11 protein-coding genes, 2 tRNA genes and 3 rRNA genes are annotated in these 18,411 nt (G+C 64.4%); 3 read left to right on the plus strand and 13 right to left on the minus strand.

Annotation, left to right across the window (positions count from 1 at the left end; all coding sequences use genetic code 11):
• Positions 1 to 48 precede the first annotated feature (48 nt).
• The 3 genes from SK095_RS12245 to SK095_RS12255 all read left to right on the plus strand — a co-directional run bounded on the left by SK095_RS12245 (position 49) and on the right by SK095_RS12255 (position 4,113).
• Complete coding sequence (locus tag SK095_RS12245) at positions 49 to 705, plus strand: hypothetical protein (RefSeq protein WP_320546452.1); 657 nt, start codon at positions 49 to 51, stop codon at positions 703 to 705.
• A gap of 556 nt (positions 706 to 1,261) precedes the next feature.
• Positions 1,262 to 1,819 carry a recombinase family protein gene (locus SK095_RS12250; RefSeq protein WP_201487819.1) on the plus strand — a complete coding sequence of 186 codons (558 nt, stop codon included), beginning with the start codon at positions 1,262 to 1,264 and terminating at the stop codon, positions 1,817 to 1,819.
• Positions 1,820 to 3,633: 1,814 nt separating this feature from the next.
• Positions 3,634 to 4,113: a hypothetical protein gene (locus SK095_RS12255; protein WP_320546453.1), complete on the plus strand. Its 480-nt coding sequence runs from the start codon at positions 3,634 to 3,636 to the stop codon at positions 4,111 to 4,113.
• On the opposite strand, the gene SK095_RS12260 is transcribed toward SK095_RS12255, so the two are convergent.
• The 13 genes from SK095_RS12260 to SK095_RS12320 form a co-directional block, all read right to left on the minus strand.
• Positions 4,095 to 5,012, minus strand: a complete 918-nt coding sequence (locus tag SK095_RS12260) for a DMT family transporter (protein ID WP_320546454.1) — start codon at positions 5,010 to 5,012, stop codon at positions 4,095 to 4,097. The genes SK095_RS12255 and SK095_RS12260 overlap by 19 nt on opposite strands.
• Before the next feature lie 159 nt (positions 5,013 to 5,171).
• Positions 5,172 to 6,497 carry an NAD(P)/FAD-dependent oxidoreductase gene (locus SK095_RS12265; RefSeq protein ID WP_320546455.1) on the minus strand — a complete coding sequence of 442 codons (1,326 nt, stop codon included), beginning with the start codon at positions 6,495 to 6,497 and terminating at the stop codon, positions 5,172 to 5,174.
• A 67-nt stretch (positions 6,498 to 6,564) separates the two neighbouring features.
• On the minus strand, positions 6,565 to 7,017 hold the full coding sequence (gene rimI, locus SK095_RS12270; protein WP_320546456.1) for a ribosomal protein S18-alanine N-acetyltransferase: 453 nt from the start codon (positions 7,015 to 7,017) through the stop codon (positions 6,565 to 6,567).
• Positions 7,014 to 7,811 carry a hypothetical protein gene (locus SK095_RS12275; RefSeq protein WP_320546457.1) on the minus strand — a complete coding sequence of 266 codons (798 nt, stop codon included), beginning with the start codon at positions 7,809 to 7,811 and terminating at the stop codon, positions 7,014 to 7,016. The genes rimI and SK095_RS12275 overlap by 4 nt, the downstream gene beginning before the upstream one ends.
• Positions 7,808 to 9,355: a 2-isopropylmalate synthase gene (locus SK095_RS12280; RefSeq protein WP_320546458.1), complete on the minus strand. Its 1,548-nt coding sequence runs from the start codon at positions 9,353 to 9,355 to the stop codon at positions 7,808 to 7,810. Before SK095_RS12280 ends, SK095_RS12275 begins: the two co-directional genes overlap by 4 nt.
• A 113-nt stretch (positions 9,356 to 9,468) precedes the next feature.
• A complete protein-coding gene (locus tag SK095_RS12285) occupies positions 9,469 to 11,751 on the minus strand; it encodes a PqiB family protein (RefSeq protein ID WP_320546459.1) in 2,283 nt (760 codons plus the stop codon).
• Positions 11,744 to 12,364 (minus strand): paraquat-inducible protein A, encoded by a 621-nt coding sequence (locus tag SK095_RS12290; RefSeq protein ID WP_320546460.1) that lies wholly within the window; start codon positions 12,362 to 12,364, stop codon positions 11,744 to 11,746. The genes SK095_RS12285 and SK095_RS12290 overlap by 8 nt, the downstream gene beginning before the upstream one ends.
• Positions 12,351 to 13,013, minus strand: coding sequence for a paraquat-inducible protein A (locus SK095_RS12295; protein WP_320546461.1), 663 nt, complete (start codon positions 13,011 to 13,013; stop codon positions 12,351 to 12,353). Before SK095_RS12295 ends, SK095_RS12290 begins: the two co-directional genes overlap by 14 nt.
• Positions 13,014 to 13,132: 119 nt before the next feature.
• Positions 13,133 to 13,248 (minus strand): 5S ribosomal RNA (rrf, locus tag SK095_RS12300).
• A 141-nt stretch (positions 13,249 to 13,389) separates the two neighbouring features.
• A 23S ribosomal RNA gene (locus SK095_RS12305) occupies positions 13,390 to 16,280 on the minus strand.
• A gap of 247 nt (positions 16,281 to 16,527) precedes the next feature.
• A tRNA-Ala gene (locus tag SK095_RS12310) sits at positions 16,528 to 16,603 on the minus strand.
• 31 nt (positions 16,604 to 16,634) lie between these two features.
• Positions 16,635 to 16,711 (minus strand) — tRNA-Ile (locus SK095_RS12315).
• A gap of 66 nt (positions 16,712 to 16,777) precedes the next feature.
• Positions 16,778 to 18,314 (minus strand): 16S ribosomal RNA (locus SK095_RS12320).
• Together the 16S, 23S and 5S rRNA genes with 2 tRNA genes alongside form the textbook arrangement of a ribosomal RNA operon.
• Positions 18,315 to 18,411 lie beyond the last annotated feature (97 nt).

Below are 18,411 nucleotides of genomic sequence, written 5' to 3' on the forward strand. Positions count from 1 at the left end.
CCAACTGCTGGCGCCGACACTGCGAGGAACCCCACCATGACACCGGACATGCTCAGAGCCTTGAGCGCCATCGAGCAGAAGCCCACCACCACAGCACGCACGCGGCTGCTGATAACCCGCCGCGTCTGCCGCCACCTCTGCACCCTGCTCCAGAGCATCCGCGCCGAACGCCGCGCCCTGCGCCGGCAAGCGGCCTGCCTGCGTGGCGGGCTGCCATTCACCAAGACCGCTATCGAGCGACTGGAGCAACTGGCCGCCGAACACCGTGCCGACCACCTAGCCACCGGCCGCCATGTGCTGACGATGTACGGCGTGTTGTTGCTCCGCGACCCGGCCGGCGACGCTGGCGCCCTGAGCTTCGACGAGCTGTGCGATCTGCTCAACGTCAACACCGTGGAGCGCGAACAGGCCCGCCGGGACGGGGCCACCAGCTTCCGCGACGTGGCATTCATCCATGCCCTGGAAGACAGCGCCAGCCGCCGGGGGGAAGACTGCAAGGGCGGCCCGCTGTTCGAGGCGTACCGGGCCGCCATGATGGAGTTCATCCGTACCGCACCAGCCGAACAGCTGCCCGATCCGTTCGCACCTGGTGGCCCGCTGTACAGTTGCCCGGTGCAGGTGCTCAACTCTGACGGCTCCGTGACCGTCAAGCGCCCAGACCTGACGGTACACGACAGCAACGGCGCCAGAGTGGTGAAGCGGTAGCCCTCCCAGCCTACCGCTGGCCCTGGCCGGCGGCGCCCCTTCACCTTCCCTCATCCACTGGCAACAACGCGGCAACAGCCCGGCAACGGGAAAGCGACAGGCGGGCAACAGTCGGGCAACGGGAGAAGGACAGGCAGGCAACAGAAGGGCAACAACCTGGCAACAGTCCTGCCGCGCTGCGCTTGCCTCCCAGCCATCGCCAGCGCAACAAGTTGCCCTGTCGCCGGCCGGGTCTGTTGACTAGTGCAGGATAGGTTTCGTGGCGCCACTTGTGGCACAACGCCGAGTGCAGGATAGGTCTGGTGGTGCCATTTGTAATACAACGCCGCGCCTTCCAGCCCCAACCGTTCACCTGCCGGCCATCCCGTGCCCGCCGATCCCACGCCCACCCTGACGACCTGGCACCGCCTCTGCCGCTGGCGCCGGTATCAACAAACGACCGTTTTTCGATACCGAAAAAATCAGGCCCGAAAAGGTATCAACAAATATGGGTTTACAGGCTGTTGATACCAATGCACAATGATCCCACCTTAGTTGATACCAGCAGGCGGCAACCATGAATCGAGTCTTCGCATACGGGCGCGTTTCCACCCTGGAGCAGTCCACGGACAACCAGCTGGTTGCCCTGCAACAGAAGGGCTTCGATATTCAGCCGCACCGCTGGTTCGCCGAGCAGGTGTCTGGCGGGGTTCCGGCTCTGCAGCGCCCGGAGTTCTCCCGCATGGCCGACCGGATGGAAGCCGGCGACGTGCTCGTGGTGCTCAAGCTCGACCGCCTGGGCCGCGACGTGCAAGACGTGCTGGCCACCATCGAGGAACTGGCCGCGCGCAAGATCCACGTCCGCAGCCTCGACCTCGATGGCGTGGACCTGACCAGCGCCGCCGGCAAGCTGCAGCTCACAGTGCTGGCTGCCGTGGCCGCCTTCGAGCGTGACCGGATCAGGGAGCGCACCAAAGAAGGCTTGGCCCGCACCTCGAAGAAAGGCGGACGCCCCGAGGCGCTGGAAACCACCAAGGCGGTGCAGGCCTGCAGGGCCAAGGGCCTGACCCAGAGCCAAGCCGCCGCCGAGCTGGGCATGAGCCTGCCCACCATCAAGCGCCACTGGAACAAGTAGGCGACCAGCGCCAGCCCCGCCGCCGGGCTGGCGCCTGACCAGACCAGCAGCCGCCCGCCGTCACACTCCCCGCCGCCCCTCGGCTCAACACAGCAGCGCCCCGCCTTTCGCCTGCTGGCCTGGGGTTGTCGTGGGCGTTCCTGCTGCTGGCGCCAGCCCGACCAGCTGGCGCGCGCCCCGAGGCTAGCCCGCGCACCGGTTGCCCGGCCTGGCGATCTGCTGAGCCTGGCCAGCAGGCGGACCAGCTGGCACCCGGCCTGCTCGATGCCGGCCAGCACCTGGAGCGCCAGCCCCGAGCAACGGCACCAGCGGGCCAGCGCCTGCCCTTGCCTGATGGCCTGGGGCTGCCTGGGCGTTCCTGCTGCTGGCGCCAGCCCGACCAGCTGGCGCGCGCCCCGAGGCCAGCCCGCGCACCGGTTGCCCGGCCTGGGCGCCCTGCGCCTGCTCCCCGTTGCCGCCCTGGCGATCTGCTGAGCCTGGCCAGCAGGCGGACCAGCTGGCGCCCGGCCTGCTCGATGCCGGCCAGCACCTGGAGCGCCAGCCCCGAGCAACGGCACCAGCGGGCCAGCGCCTGCCCTTGCCTGATGGCCTGGGGCTGCCTGGGCGCTCCTGCTGCTGGCGCCAGCCCGACCAGCTGGCGCGCGCCCCGAGGCCAGGCCGCGCACCGGTTGCCCGGCCTGGGCGCCCTGCGCCTGGCCAGCAGGCGGAACAGCTGGCGCCGCTACTCGATACCTGCCGCCAGTGCTGGGCATCATGCCTGCCGCCTGCGAGCACGCGCACAGCCAAACACGCTGTATCCCACGGCTGGCGCGGGTTTGCGGCCTGTTCGCCGATCCGTTGAGCCCCCCGAAAGCGGAACACCTGGAACACCTTGGAACACGCAGGAACAGAATCGGTGTTCCGGCTGGCGCCTGCCGTGAAACCATTATAAATCAATGACTTACGTAAAGGCGGAACACCGGAACACGTGGAACATGCAAAAACCAGCCGGTACGGATAAGGACACCCCAGCACCCCGGCAGGGGGCAGGCCGACAGCGAACTGATTCCATTCCGTGCGATGCCGCGCCCAAGCCATGAGCAGCGGCCTGTGATTGGCTGCCAGCAGGTAGGGGGGTGTAAAACCTCGGGCCGTTGGAGGTCCCGAACGACGTAGGGAGCCATGCGCCCCCACGCGACGAAATTTCATATAGGGGGGGGTCGAAAGTGCACCGGGGACCCTGGGAACTTGGCACCTGCACGGGTAATTCGAGCCCCGCCCGCGCGGCAGCGGCTGAACCTGGAAGTTAGTGAACTGGTGAAGTCGGTTAACTGGTGAAATCCAGACGCCTGTCATGAACCCAGCTCATGCACCAAGGCGGGTCCTCCCGGCTACCCCCACCCCTACACGGGTAATTCGAGCCTCGTTTTTCCTCTAGCTGTGGTGGCGCCTGGCATGTCCGTCTTTCCATCCGGCCAGCAGCCCGCCCAGTTGCCCACCTGCCGGCCCCCTGGTGCGGGTCCTTCCCGGCTTGGCCAGCACCTACGGCGACGTGGACCGCAAAATTTTTGCAGACGCGCCAGCACATAGGGGGTTCCGCTTCCGGCCTGCCCTCGGCTATGTATGCCTCTGTGTATGCCTGCGACACATGACCAAGCCGAACCCCTTGCAACAGCTGGCCAACAGGGGCAGGTTCAAACGACTGCGTACCACCAAATTCCGAAAAGGGCCTGCAGCGATGCAGGCCCTTTTTTCGTTTGTCTGCGCCATGCCCTGCCGGCTACGCTGGGCGGACCCCGAAGGACCCGGGGGTACCGTACAGGCCAGGAGGCCGCATGCACACTGACCGCACCCCACCGTTCACCGTCCCCTGCAGGTACAGCCTGGGACCTCTGCTCGCCCTGCTCCTCATCGCCGGACCGGCGGCCGCTGGAGCCACGACGCCCGCCGGCGAAGTGCCGGCGCGCCAGACCGAGTTCAACGAGAACAACTACCGCCCGCGGGAAATCGTCAACCGCCTGCCTCCACCGCCGTCCATCGCGAAGCCCAAGCGCAGCCCGGCACCGGCCAAGGCGGTCACCCGCTCGGCCAAGTGGACGTGGAAGAGCCGGCAGACCGTCGAGCGTGGCACCTTCAAGTGGCGCGAGCGCAACGGGCGCATCGACAACGCCAGCGTGTGCATGAACGAGAAGCCCGGCTCGCTGCGCTACCGCGACTGCCGGCGCGGGGCCAAGGTGGCCTTCGCCAGACTGTGCCGGGAGCGCCGCGATCCGGCCGCCTGCCACGCGCAGAACAACTACTCGCCGCTGCGCTGAACGCTCGGCGCCGGACGGGTGGCCAGCAGCAGGCCGGCGAAGATCAGCGCCCCGCCCAGCCAGTGGTAGAAGGCCAGCCGCTCGTCGAGCAGCAGCCAGGCCAGCAGTGCGGCGAACACCGGCATCAGGTAGCTGAACAGCGAGGCGCGCGCCGCACCGAGCACCTTGAGGCCGTGGTTCCAGGTCAGGTAGGCGAGCAGCGAGGCGAACAACGCGGTATAGCCGATGGCGCCGAGGGTCGCCGGCGTCGGCGCGAAGCCGCCGACACGGACCAGCTCGGCCAGGTAGAACGGCAGCATCAGCACCAAACCGAACAGGATCATCACCCCGAGCAGCGGCAGCGGCGCCAGCCCCAGGCGTGCGCCCCACAGGCGCATCAGCAGCGAATACAGCGCCCAGGCGGCCACCGCCAGCAGCATGATCAGGTCGCCGCGGTAGAAGTCGAGGGCGCGGAAGGTCGCCAGCTCGCCGCGGCCGATCAGCAGCAGCAGGCCGCCGGCGGCCACCGCCATGCCGAACCAAGCGCGCCGCGCCGGCCATTCGCCGAGCAGCAGGCCGGCGCCGAGGAAGGTGGCCAGCGGCAGGCAGGTGTTGAGCAGGGTGATGTTGATCGCCGAGGTGCTGTGCGCGGCGTGGTAGAGCAGCGAGTTGTAGCTGGCGATGCCCAGCCCGGCGACCAGCCACAGCCGCCAGCCAGCCGCGCGCACCACGGCCCGCTGCCGCCACAGGGCGGGGGCGACGAAGGGCAGCAGGATGGCCAGCGCCAGCGACCAGCGCCAGAACGCCAGCGCCATCGGCGGGATGCTGTCGGCCACCGCACGCGCCACCAGCGCATTGCCGGCCCAGCACAGGCAGGACAGCACCAGCCCGCCGGCCGCCCAGCCGTGACGCAGATTCATCGCCGGCCCTTCCCGCAGGAAAACGGCGACGCGATGGGCGAACGGGCGATGGACATGGGCAACTCCTTGCAGGCCAGCGCGGCACCATACGTAGCCCCGGCCCCGCTTGGCAAGCCTGTGCCAGAGCCGCTGCCAGGCGCCGGACCATCGCCGGCGAGATCAGCCTAGGGCGAGGACCTCCTCGGCCGCCCGTTCGCCGGCTTCCACCGCCCCCTCGAGACTGCCGGGCCAGCGCGCGGCAAGATCGGCACCGGCGAAGTGCACCCGCCCCAGCGGACGCCGCAGCAGGGCGGCCTGCAGGCTCCAGCCGCCGGCGGGCCAGTTCGCTGCGGCGCTGCGCAGGAAAGGCTCCTCGCCCCAGTCCTGCAGCAGGCACTCCAGAGGCGTGCGGGCCGCCTCGCCAAGCAGCCCGGCCAGGCCCTCCAGCAGGCGTACGCCGCGCGCCGGCTCTGTCAGGGCGGCCAGTCGCCGCGCCCACTCGCCGCTCAGGTGCACCCGCAGGGCGCCCTCGCCTGCGCGCACGGGCGGCATCTCGACGATCAGCCATCCGGCGTGACGGGCAGGCAACTCGATCCGCGGCAGACGCTCGCGCCAGAACGGCCGCTCATAGCGCAGGCGAACCTCCAGCGTCGCCTGCGGCAGCAGGTGGCGCAGGGCATGGTCGTGTCGGCCGGCCAGGGCCGGAAAGAAGTCGAGGCGCGCCAGCTGCAGCGCCGGCAGCGCCAGCACCACCCGCCGCGCGCGGTAGCTGCCGCCGGAGGTGACCAGCTCGACCCCGCGGGCATCCTGGCGCAACGCCAGCAGCGGCGCGTCGAGGATCAGGTCGTCGCCCAGTCGTGCGGTCAGCCCCTGACAGATCGCCTGCATGCCGGCCGCCGGACGCCAGTGGTTCAGGCCGAGACGCAGCTCGAGCAGTCCCGCGCTGCCACCATGGCGACGCAGCTGCAGCAGCGCCTGCAGCAGGGACAGCTGTTGCGGCCCGGCGCCGAACAGTTGCTCGGCCGTCGCCGCGAAGCACTGCCGGGCCGCCAGGCCCAGCCAAGATTGGCGCAGGGCGTCGGCCAGGCTGCACTGATCCAGCTCCCGCGCCAGCGCATGCTGGGCGGCCGGCTCGGGCGGCAGCTGGGCGGCCTGCCGCTCCAGCCGGCGCCAGAGGCGCTGCAGCTGCCAGCGACGCTGCCAGGGCAAGGCGTCCAGCGCCGCGTCGTGCAACGCTGCGCTGGCGGCGGCGGGATCGGGCGCCTGCAGCACCAGGCCCAACTCGTCGACCAGCTGGCGCAGGCGTGCCTGCCCCGGGGCGATACCGCCGGCGCCCAGCTCGACGAGCCGGCCAGCTGCGAAACTGCCGGTCAGGATGCGCCCGCCAATGCGCGGCGCCGCCTCCAGCACGCGCACGTCCTTGCCGGCCCAGCCCAGACGCCAGGCAGCCGTCAGCCCGGACAGGCCGGCACCGACCACGATCACCTCGGCACATGGCTGGGGCATGGGAATACTTTCCGGAAAACAGCACAGCGGCCCCGCCGCTGTGGCGCGACGGGCTCGCTGCGCGGGATCAGTCGAACAGCGGGCAGGCCATCACCAGCGCATCCTCCCGCCCGCCGACCGCCGGGTAGTAGTCGCGGCGACGGCCGATCTCGTTGAAGCCGAAGCGCTCGTACAGGCGGTAGGCCGACTGGTTGGAGGCGCGCACCTCGAGGAAGCACTCGTTGCCGCCGCGCTCGCGGGCACGCTGCATCAGGTGGGTGAGCAGGCGCAGGCCGAGGCCGCGGCCCTGGCTCTCCGGCTTGACGGTGATGTTGAGCAGGTGGGCCTCGTCGGCGATCAGCTGGATCACCCCGTGGCCGACCTGCTGGCTGCCCTCGAACATCAGCCAGCATTCGTAGGAGTTGAGGGCATCGGTGAAGATGCCGCGGGTCCAGGGATGGCTGAAGGCGGCGTATTCGATCTTGAGTACCGCATCCAGGTCGTCGGCGGTCATGCGCCGGAAACTTACCGCATCAGTCATGCTTCGTTCGTCCAGCGACGCATGGCGCGCCGCATGCTGTGCCACAGCTCGGCCTTCAGCGGCGGAGCTTCCATCAGTTGTTCCAGTCCCGGCAGGGTCCAGACATGGCCCAGGCCTGCCAGGTCGATTTCCCGACACGCCGCAGGCGCCTCTTCCTCGCCGGCGAAACGCGCGGCCGGCGTGCCGATCAGCCACACGCAGGCGGCCGGCTCCTGCTCCAGCTGGCCCTGCAGCACGGTGCGCACGTAGTCGCGCGCCGCCGCCGGGCCCTGGTCGAACTCGGGGTTGTTGCGGATCAGCGGCCAGCGGATCGGCTCGCCGAGCGGCCGCGGGCTGTCCGGCAGGCCGGCGGCGCGCAGCAGATCCTTGAGCAGGCGGTAGGCCGGATCGCGGCTGGCGAAGGGCTCGCCGGTGGGCAGCTCGGCCAGCAGCAGGCAGTTGCCGGCGCGCAGCAGCTGCAGGGCGAAACGCGGTGGCGGCTCGCGCCGCGGCGCAGGCGGCGGGGCGAGCTCGACCGGGGGCGCAACCGCCTTGTGGGCCGCCGGCCGGAGCGGCACCACCGGGGCCTTGCGCGGCATGACCGGCGGCTTGGCGGCCGGCGTATCCGTCTGCGGCCGGACGACCGGGACCGGGCGAGCGCCCGGCGCTGCCTGCGGACGCGGCGGCTCGGCCTGCGGCGTCACCACCAGCAGTTCGGGGCGCGAGGGCGCGGCGAACGGCAGCGCCATGCGCGGCAACCAGCTGGTCACCTGCATGGCGCCGAGGTAGGCGCGGCGGCGCTGTTCGTCGATCAAACGCCGTCCGCCTGCGGGTGGGTGCGATGGACGCCGGCCTGCATCAGGTTCAGCGCGTTGAGGTAGGCCTTGGCCGAGGCGGCGAGGATGTCGGTGTCGGCGCCGTTGCCGTTGACGATGCGCCCACCCTTCTCCAGGCGCACGGTCACCTCGCCCTGGGAGTCGGTGCCCTGGGTGATGGCGTTGACCGAATACAGCTGCAGGTTGGCCTGCGACTGGGCGATCGCCTCGATGGCCTGGAAGGTGGCGTCCACCGGGCCGGCACCGGAGGCTGCGACCTTGTGCTCGACGCCGTCGACGCTGAGCACCAGCTCGGCGTGCGGCACCTCGCCGGTGCGGCTGGTGACGCCGAGGCAGACCAGCTTGAAGTGCTCCGGCGCCTCCTCGGCCAGGCTGTCGGTCACCAGCGCCTGCAGGTCCTCGTCGAAGATCTCGTGCTTCTTGTCGGCCAGTTCCTTGAAGCGGGCGAAGGCGGCGTTCAGCTCGGCCTCGCCGGGCAGGACGATGCCCAGCTCCTCGAGGCGCGCGCGGAAGGCGTTGCGCCCGGAGTGCTTGCCCATGACCATCTTGTTGGCGTTCCAGCCGACGTCCTGGGCGCGCATGATCTCGTAGGTCTCGCGGTGCTTGAGCACGCCGTCCTGGTGGATGCCCGACTCGTGGGCGAAGGCGTTGGCGCCGACGATGGCCTTGTTCGGCTGCACCGGGAAGCCGGTGATGCCGGAGACCAGCCGCGAGGTGCTGAGGATGTGCTCGGTCTCGATGCTGGTGTAGACGTCGAGCAGGTCCTTGCGGGTCTTGATCGCCATGACGATCTCTTCCAGCGCGGCGTTGCCGGCGCGCTCGCCGAGACCGTTGATGGTGCACTCCACCTGGCGCGCACCGGCGACCACCGCGGCCAGCGAGTTGGCCACGGCCAGGCCGAGGTCGTTGTGGCAGTGCACCGAGAACACCGCCTTGTCGGCGTTGGGGATGCGCTCGAGCAACTGGCGGATGGTGTCGGCGTACTGGTGCGGGATCGCGTAACCGACGGTGTCCGGGATGTTGATGGTGCGCGCGCCGGCGTCGATGGCCGCCTCGATGATCCGGCAGAGGAAGTCGATCTCCGAACGGCCGGCATCCTCGCAGGAGAACTCCACGTCGCCGCACAGGCTGCGCGCCTTCTTCACCGCGCGCACCGCCTGCTCGACCACCTGATCCGGCTGCATGCGCAGCTTGTACTGCATGTGGATCGGGCTGGTGGCGATGAAGGTGTGGATGCGTCCGGAGTTGGCGTTCTTCAGCGCCTCGGCGGCGCGCTCGATGTCGGCGTCGAGGGCACGCGCCAGGCTGCACACGGTGCTGTCCTTGACCGCCTCGGCGACCGCCTTGACCGACTCGAAGTCACCCGGGCTGGCGATGGCGAAGCCCGCTTCGATCACGTCGACGCGCATGCGCTCCAGCGCCTTGGCGATGCGCAGCTTCTCTTCCCTGGTCATGGACGCGCCGGGGCTCTGCTCGCCGTCGCGCAGCGTGGTGTCGAATATGATGACGCGGTCGTTGCTCATGTCGGTCTCCTGGCGATCCCGTCGCCGGCGCGGGCGTGGCGCTGCACGCCGTTCTGGTTATCCGCAGATTGTGGCGCGAATCCCGCGGCCGGGAAAGCGCCTCGCCCGAGAGGTCACTGGCGCAGCGGGATCTTCGGTGCCCACTGCAGCCATTCTGCCTGCGGTTCGTCGAACAGCACGAAGGTCTGTCCCGGTTGCACCGGACGCTGCTCGTCGGGGGAGGCAAAGGCGATGCCACCGGTGACGATCGCCTCGACCGACTCGGTGCGTACCTGCATGCCCTTGAGCAGGCCGAAGTCGACATCGACGCCGCTGGCGTTCCAGAACCGGCTGCCGCCGCGCACCAGCGGCGCATAGCGCGGCTCGATGAGGATGTGGATCAGCACGCGGTCGGCGGTAGGCCCCAGCTCCAGGCGGGCGACCTGGCCCACCGGCACCTGTCGGTAGGTCACCGGATCGCCGGCCTCGACCGAGCCGCTGCGCTCCGCACTCAGGACCAGTGCCAAGCCGTCGGCATCGACGGCCGCCTGCGGCGCCTGGGCCAGCAGTTCGAAGCTGCGCCGCGGCGCGCCGTCACCCGGCGACGGCTGCACTTCCAGATAGGGACCGCTGACCAGGGTATCGAGGTTGGCGGTGCGCGCCAGGCCCAGCTCGGGGCGCACCACCCAGAAGCGGCTGCCGGCGCGGGCGATGCGCTCCTCGGCCTGGCTGACACGCACATCGACCAGCACTGCGGCCAGGTCGTCGCTGAGGCGAACCCGCTCCACCCGGCCGACCTGCAGGCCGCGATAGCGCAGCGGGGTTCCCTCGCCCAGGCCATCGGCGCGCGCGGTGCGTAGCTCGATCAAGCGGCCGCGCTCGCGCGCCTGCCCCTCGTCGGCGAACAGCGCAAAACGCCGCGAGCGGGGTACCGGCGGCGCCTGTAGATTGGGGGTGTCGAAGGCGATGCCCCCCAGCACCAGGGTCTGCAGCGACTCGCTCTTCACCTCGACGCCGGACAGGCCGCCCTTGAGGGTGATGCCGCTGGCGTTCCAGAAACGCGTCGAGGCATTCACCAGTCCGGCATAGTCGGGCTCGATGTGCACGTCCAGCAGTACAGTGCGACGGTCGGGGGCGAGCTGGTAGTTCTGCACGCTGCCCACGCGCATCTGCCGATAGAGCAGCGGGCTGCCGACGTCCAGCGAGCCGAGACGATCGGTGCTCAGTACCAGGTGCAGGCCCGGGGCGTTCACGTCCAGTGGCGGCGCCTTGGGCCGGATGCTGAACTCGCGGGCCATGCTGCCTTCCCTGCCGAAGCGCACGGCGATGAAATTGCCCTGTACCAGCGCCTCGAGGCCGGTGATCCCGGCCAGCGAGATCGACGGCTTGACCACCCAGAACTCGCTGCTGCCGAGCAGCAGCTCCTCGGTGCGCGGGTCCATGGTCAGCTCGGCGATCGGCCGGGAAAAGTCGCGGCCCATGTCGATCTTGCGCAGCGTGCCGACCTGTACGCCATTGAAGATCACCGGCGTGCGTCCGGGCTGCAGGCCGCTGACGTCGTCCAGTTGCAGCTGGACCCGGAAACCGGCCTCGGCTGCCTCGAAGTCCTCGTACAGGCGGAAGGGGAAGGCCGGATCGGTCGGCGGGCTGTCCTGACGATGTTCCGGGGTGGCGAAGGCGATGCCACCGGTGGCCAGGCTGACCAGCGACTCGGTGCGCAGCTTGAAGCCGGACAGGCCGCCGCTGAAGCTGATGCCGCTGGCGTTCCAGAAACGGGTGTGCTTGCGCACCAGGTGGGCATAGGCCGGCTGGATGAAGATCTGGATCTCGACGGTGCGCTGGTCCTCGCCGAGGCGGTAGCTCTTGACCTGACCGACCTGGATCTGCCGGTAGAACACCGGACTGCCCTGGTCCAGCGAGCCGAGGCGATCGGCCTTGAGGGTGATGTGCAGACCGGGCAGCGCATCGGATAGCGCCGGCGGTTCGCTCAGCGCCTTGAAGGTGCGAGCCGGCTCGCCCTTAACCGGCTCGATGGCGATGTAGATGCCGGACACCAGGGTTTCCAGCCCGGTCACCCCGGCCAGCGATACCCGTGGCCGCACCAGCCAGAAGCGGGTGTTCTCGCTCAGGTAGTCCTCGGCCTCGCGATTGATCTCGATGGTCGCATCGACGCCCTGCATGTCCGGGCTGACCTGCAGGTCGACGACCTTGCCGACCGGGATGCCCTTGTAGATGACCTGGGTCTTGCTGACCTGGATACCGTCACCGTCGGCGAAGTGCACGCGGATCTCGATGCCGGCTTCGCTGAAGGCACGCCACAGCAGCCACAGGCCGATGGCCAGGGCGAGCAGCGGCAGCACCCAGATGGCGGACCAGCTGCTGGTCCTGCGGATTTCGGGTTGGGCGAGTTCACTCATGGGGAAGGTCTGCGTCGGTGTTGTCCCAGATCAGCCGGGGATCGAAGGTGATCGCCGCCAGCATGGTGAGTATCACCACCGCGGCGAAGGCCATGGCGCCGGCGCCGGCCTCGATGCTGGCCAGGTTGCCGAAGCTGACCAGGGCAACCAGGATGGCGATGACGAAGATGTCCAGCATCGACCAGCGGCCGATCCACTCGATGAAGCGGAACATGAAGATGCGCTGGCGCGGCGACAGCGGCAGGTGGCGCTGCACCGAGTAAAGCAGCAGGGCGATGCCGACCAGCTTGAAGGTCGGCACCAGGATGCTGGCGACGAACACCACCAGGGCGATGGGCAGCATGCCGGCATGGATCAGCTCCAGCACGCCTTCCATGATGGTCGCCGGGCTGCCCTGGCCGAACAGGTTGACGGTCATGATCGGCAGCAGGTTGGCCGGAATGTAGAGCAGCGCGGCCGCCAGCAGCAGCGCCCAGGTACGCGCAATGCTGTTGGGGCGACGGGCATGCAGGGGCGCCCCGCAGCGGCGGCAGCGCTGCAGCTCGCCGGGCACATGGTGGCTGAGCTGGTGGCACTCGTCACAGACCAGGATACCGGCATCAAGCGCGCGCATCGTTCTCCTCCTCCAGAGCGTCCCAGATCTGCTGGGGCGACATGGTCACCTCCAGCCAGACCTGCGCAAGCAGCAGACCGACGAAGCAGAACAGTCCCGTGCCGAGGCTGAGATCGGCCATGTCGACCAGCTTGACGATGGAAACCAGGATGCCGATCAGATAGACCTCGAGCATCCCCCACTCGCGCAGGTGATGATAGGAACGATAGACGCCACGCCCCAGCCGCAGCCCCTTCCGCCAGCGGATGCACAGCAGCACCAGCAGCTGGCAGAGCAGCTTGAGCAGGGGCACCACCATGCTGCACAGGAACACCACCAGCGCCACCGCGACCATCCCGCTGCGGTAAAGGCTGACCACGCCGCTCCAGATGGTGTCCTGGGTGGTCTGGCCGAGCAGGTTGAGCTGCATGATCGGCAGGAAATTGGCCGGCAGGAACAGCGCCAGAGCGGTCAGTACCAGCGCCAGACTGCGCCGCTCGACCTGCGCGCGACACGCGAACAGCTCATAACCACAGCGCGGGCAGGAGGCCTTCTGCTCCAGGGGCAGGTCAGGCTTGCGCATCAGCAGGTCGCACTCGTGGCAGGCCACGAGCTGCTCCAGCGGCAGCTGCTGCAGGGGAACGGAGGATGGGGGCGCCGGATCGGGCATGCACGTCACTCGCGAGGCAATCAGGGCCATCTTATCCGAGCTGATCCCTCAGGCATCGAAGTTTTCAAGGCAAAAACGAAACCCCGACCAGCGTGGCTGATCGGGGTTTCTGTATAGGTGCTTGACGATGACCTACTCTCACATGGGGAAGCCCCACACTACCATCGGCGATGCGTCGTTTCACTGCTGAGTTCGGGATGGGATCAGGTGGTTCCAACGCTCTATGGTCGTCAAGCAATTCGGTTGGGGCATCGCCATGGCGCTACCCCGAATTGGGCAAGTGATAGTGTATCAGATTCGGTAATTTGCGGTTCTGCAAGCTTTCGGCCTGTCGCACCCACTGTGATCCTGGGATCGCAGATTGTTTGGGTGTTATATGGTCAAGCCTCACGGGCAATTAGTACTGGTTAGCTCAACGCCTCACAACGCTTACACACCCAGCCTATCAACGTCGTAGTCTTCGACGGCCCTTCAGGGGGATCGAGTCCCCAGTGAGATCTCATCTTGAGGCGAGTTTCCCGCTTAGATGCTTTCAGCGGTTATCTCTTCCGAACATAGCTACCCGGCAATGCCACTGGCGTGACAACCGGAACACCAGAGGTTCGTCCACTCCGGTCCTCTCGTACTAGGAGCAGCCCCTCTCAAATCTCAAACGTCCACGGCAGATAGGGACCGAACTGTCTCACGACGTTCTAAACCCAGCTCGCGTACCACTTTAAATGGCGAACAGCCATACCCTTGGGACCGGCTTCAGCCCCAGGATGTGATGAGCCGACATCGAGGTGCCAAACACCGCCGTCGATATGAACTCTTGGGCGGTATCAGCCTGTTATCCCCGGAGTACCTTTTATCCGTTGAGCGATGGCCCTTCCATACAGAACCACCGGATCACTAAGACCTACTTTCGTACCTGCTCGACGTGTCTGTCTCGCAGTCAAGCGCGCTTTTGCCTTTATACTCTACGACCGATTTCCGACCGGTCTGAGCGCACCTTCGTACTCCTCCGTTACTCTTTGGGAGGAGACCGCCCCAGTCAAACTACCCACCATACACTGTCCTCGATCCGGATGACGGACCAGAGTTAGAACCTCAAGATTGCCAGGGTGGTATTTCAAGGATGGCTCCACGCGAACTGGCGTCCACGCTTCAAAGCCTCCCACCTATCCTACACAAGCAAGCTCAAAGTCCAGTGCAAAGCTATAGTAAAGGTTCACGGGGTCTTTCCGTCTAGCCGCGGATACACTGCATCTTCACAGCGATTTCAATTTCACTGAGTCTCGGGTGGAGACAGCGCCGCCATCGTTACGCCATTCGTGCAGGTCGGAACTTACCCGACAAGGAATTTCGCTACCTTAGGACCGTTATAGTTACGGCCGCCGTTTACCGGGGCTTCGATCAAGAGCTTCGCTTGCGCTAACCCCATCAATTAACCTTCCGGCACCGGGCAGGCGTCACACCCTATACGTCCACTTTCGTGTTTGCAGAGTGCTGTGTTTTTAATAAACAGTCGCAGCGGCCTGGTATCTTCGACCGGCATGGGCTTACTGAGTAAATCATTCACCCTCACCGGCGCACCTTCTCCCGAAGTTACGGTGCCATTTTGCCTAGTTCCTTCACCCGAGTTCTCTCAAGCGCCTTGGTATTCTCTACCCAACCACCTGTGTCGGTTTGGGGTACGGTTCCTGGTTACCTGAAGCTTAGAAGCTTTTCCTGGAAGCATGGCATCAACCACTTCGTCATCTGAAAGATAACTCGTCATCAGCTCTCGGCCTTAGGATCCCGGATTTACCTAAGATCCCAGCCTACCACCTTAAACTTGGACAACCAACGCCAAGCTGGCCTAGCCTTCTCCGTCCCTCCATCGCAGTAACCAGAAGTACAGGAATATTAACCTGTTTCCCATCGACTACGCTCTTCAGCCTCGCCTTAGGGACCGACTAACCCTGCGTCGATTAACGTTGCGCAGGAACCCTTGGTCTTTCGGCGTGGGTGTTTTTCACACCCATTGTCGTTACTCATGTCAGCATTCGCACTTCTGATACCTCCAGCGAGCTTCTCAACTCACCTTCACAGGCTTACAGAACGCTCCTCTACCGCGCATCTTGCGATGCACCCGCAGCTTCGGTGTGTGGTTTGAGCCCCGTTACATCTTCCGCGCAGGCCGACTCGACTAGTGAGCTATTACGCTTTCTTTAAAGGGTGGCTGCTTCTAAGCCAACCTCCTAGCTGTCTAAGCCTTCCCACATCGTTTACCACTTAACCACAACTTTGGGACCTTAGCTGGCGGTCTGGGTTGTTTCCCTTTTCACGACGGACGTTAGCACCCGCCGTGTGTCTCCCACGCTGACACTTCCAGGTATTCGGAGTTTGCATCGGTTTGGTAAGTCGGGATGACCCCCTAGCCGAAACAGTGCTCTACCCCCTGGAGTGATACGTGAGGCGCTACCTAAATAGCTTTCGAGGAGAACCAGCTATCTCCGAGCTTGATTAGCCTTTCACTCCTATCCACAAGTCATCCCCTACCTTTTCAACGGGAGTGGGTTCGGTCCTCCAGTCAGTGTTACCTAACCTTCAACCTGCTCATGGATAGATCGCCCGGTTTCGGGTCTATACCCAGCGACTAAACGCCCTATTAAGACTCGCTTTCGCTACGCCTCCCCTAATCGGTTAAGCTCGCCACTGAATATAAGTCGCTGACCCATTATACAAAAGGTACGCAGTCACCTAACAAAGTAGGCTCCCACTGCTTGTACGCATACGGTTTCAGGTTCTATTTCACTCCCCTCTCCGGGGTTCTTTTCGCCTTTCCCTCACGGTACTGGTTCACTATCGGTCAGTCAGTAGTATTTAGCCTTGGAGGATGGTCCCCCCATATTCAGACAAAGTTTCTCGTGCTCCGTCCTACTCGATTTCACTTCAAGGATCCTTTCGCGTACGGGGCTATCACCCACTATGGCCGCACTTTCCAGAGCGTTCCGCTAAAATCCAAGAAGCTTAAGGGCTAATCCCCGTTCGCTCGCCACTACTAAGGGAATCTCGGTTGATTTCTGTTCCTCAGGGTACTTAGATGTTTCAGTTCCCCTGGTTCGCCTCTTGCACCTATGTATTCAGTACAAGATACCCGGGTTATCCCGGGTGGGTTTCCCCATTCAGAGATCTCCGGATCAAAGTCTGTTTGCCGACTCCCCGAAGCTTATCGCAGGCTACCACGTCTTTCATCGCCTCTGACTGCCAAGGCATCCACCGTATGCGCTTATTCACTTGACCATATAACCCCAAGCAATCTGGTTATAATCGTGAATTACGACATTCGCCGAAAACTTGCGCTTGAACTCGCAAATTTTACCTTGACCTGAAAAGTGCAGTGAAAACACTCTCCAGTTCAATACTTCTATCACTTACCCAAATTTTTAAAGAACGATTCTGGCGCAAAGACCAGAAATCAATGTTTCATCCTCGAAATCGTCCACCGGACGACAGGGGTAAACACTCATTTCTGAGCTTTCGGCGATAATGGTGGAGCCAAGGAGGATCGAACTCCTGACCTCCTGCGTGCAAAGCAGGCGCTCTCCCAGCTGAGCTATGGCCCCATCTTTCGATCGGCCTGCGCACCACGACAATTGGTGGGTCTGGGCAGATTCGAACTGCCGACCTCACCCTTATCAGGGGTGCGCTCTAACCAACTGAGCTACAGACCCAATCGCCTTTCGCGAGTGAATCAAGCAATTCGTGTGGGAGCTTATGAAGAAGCTGAAGTCTTCGATTAAGGAGGTGATCCAGCCGCAGGTTCCCCTACGGCTACCTTGTTACGACTTCACCCCAGTCATGAATCACTCCGTGGTAACCGTCCCCCCGAAGGTTAGACTAGCTACTTCTGGAGCAACCCACTCCCATGGTGTGACGGGCGGTGTGTACAAGGCCCGGGAACGTATTCACCGTGACATTCTGATTCACGATTACTAGCGATTCCGACTTCACGCAGTCGAGTTGCAGACTGCGATCCGGACTACGATCGGTTTTGTGAGATTAGCTCCACCTCGCGGCTTGGCAACCCTCTGTACCGACCATTGTAGCACGTGTGTAGCCCTGGCCGTAAGGGCCATGATGACTTGACGTCATCCCCACCTTCCTCCGGTTTGTCACCGGCAGTCTCCTTAGAGTGCCCACCATAACGTGCTGGTAACTAAGGACAAGGGTTGCGCTCGTTACGGGACTTAACCCAACATCTCACGACACGAGCTGACGACAGCCATGCAGCACCTGTGTCTGAGTTCCCGAAGGCACCAATCCATCTCTGGAAAGTTCTCAGCATGTCAAGGCCAGGTAAGGTTCTTCGCGTTGCTTCGAATTAAACCACATGCTCCACCGCTTGTGCGGGCCCCCGTCAATTCATTTGAGTTTTAACCTTGCGGCCGTACTCCCCAGGCGGTCAACTTATCGCGTTAGCTTCGCTACTAAGTTCTCAAGGAACCCAACAGCTAGTTGACATCGTTTACGGCGTGGACTACCAGGGTATCTAATCCTGTTTGCTCCCCACGCTTTCGCACCTCAGTGTCAGTATCAGTCCAGGTGGTCGCCTTCGCCACTGGTGTTCCTTCCTATATCTACGCATTTCACCGCTACACAGGAAATTCCACCACCCTCTACCGTACTCTAGCTCAGTAGTTTTGGATGCAGTTCCCAGGTTGAGCCCGGGGCTTTCACATCCAACTTGCTGAACCACCTACGCGCGCTTTACGCCCAGTAATTCCGATTAACGCTTGCACCCTTCGTATTACCGCGGCTGCTGGCACGAAGTTAGCCGGTGCTTATTCTGTTGGTAACGTCAAAACTGCAGGGTATTAGCCGACAGCCCTTCCTCCCAACTTAAAGTGCTTTACAATCCGAAGACCTTCTTCACACACGCGGCATGGCTGGATCAGGCTTTCGCCCATTGTCCAATATTCCCCACTGCTGCCTCCCGTAGGAGTCTGGACCGTGTCTCAGTTCCAGTGTGACTGATCATCCTCTCAGACCAGTTACGGATCGTCGCCTTGGTGAGCCATTACCTCACCAACTAGCTAATCCGACCTAGGCTCATCCGATAGCGTGAGGTCCGAAGATCCCCCACTTTCTCCCGTAGGACGTATGCGGTATTAGCGTTCCTTTCGAAACGTTGTCCCCCACTATCGGGCAGATTCCTAGGCATTACTCACCCGTCCGCCGCTGAATCAGAGTGCAAGCACCCGTCATCCGCTCGACTTGCATGTGTTAGGCCTGCCGCCAGCGTTCAATCTGAGCCATGATCAAACTCTTCAGTTCAAATCAATTCGGGTTTTGAGAAAACCCTAAACTTGGCTCAGCAATCGCAAAAAACTCTCGAATTCACGAGTGTTACTTGTGATGCTGATAATCTTGC

Source organism: Pseudomonas sp. AN-1 (assembly GCF_034057115.1).
Lineage (GTDB): Bacteria > Pseudomonadota > Gammaproteobacteria > Pseudomonadales > Pseudomonadaceae > Geopseudomonas.

Coding starts and splice junctions, on each gene's coding strand:
- SK095_RS12280 (WP_320546458.1), bottom strand. CDS start 9,355: ATGAGCAACGACCGCGTCATCATATTCGACACCACGCTGCGCGACGGC.
- SK095_RS12265 (WP_320546455.1), bottom strand. CDS start 6,497: ATGCCCCAGCCATGTGCCGAGGTGATCGTGGTCGGTGCCGGCCTGTCC.
- SK095_RS12255 (WP_320546453.1), top strand. CDS start 3,634: ATGCACACTGACCGCACCCCACCGTTCACCGTCCCCTGCAGGTACAGC.
- SK095_RS12250 (WP_201487819.1), top strand. CDS start 1,262: ATGAATCGAGTCTTCGCATACGGGCGCGTTTCCACCCTGGAGCAGTCC.
- SK095_RS12285 (WP_320546459.1), bottom strand. CDS start 11,751: ATGAGTGAACTCGCCCAACCCGAAATCCGCAGGACCAGCAGCTGGTCC.
- SK095_RS12295 (WP_320546461.1), bottom strand. CDS start 13,013: ATGCCCGATCCGGCGCCCCCATCCTCCGTTCCCCTGCAGCAGCTGCCG.
- rimI (WP_320546456.1), bottom strand. CDS start 7,017: ATGACTGATGCGGTAAGTTTCCGGCGCATGACCGCCGACGACCTGGAT.
- SK095_RS12245 (WP_320546452.1), top strand. CDS start 49: ATGCTCAGAGCCTTGAGCGCCATCGAGCAGAAGCCCACCACCACAGCA.
- SK095_RS12260 (WP_320546454.1), bottom strand. CDS start 5,012: ATGAATCTGCGTCACGGCTGGGCGGCCGGCGGGCTGGTGCTGTCCTGC.
- SK095_RS12290 (WP_320546460.1), bottom strand. CDS start 12,364: ATGCGCGCGCTTGATGCCGGTATCCTGGTCTGTGACGAGTGCCACCAG.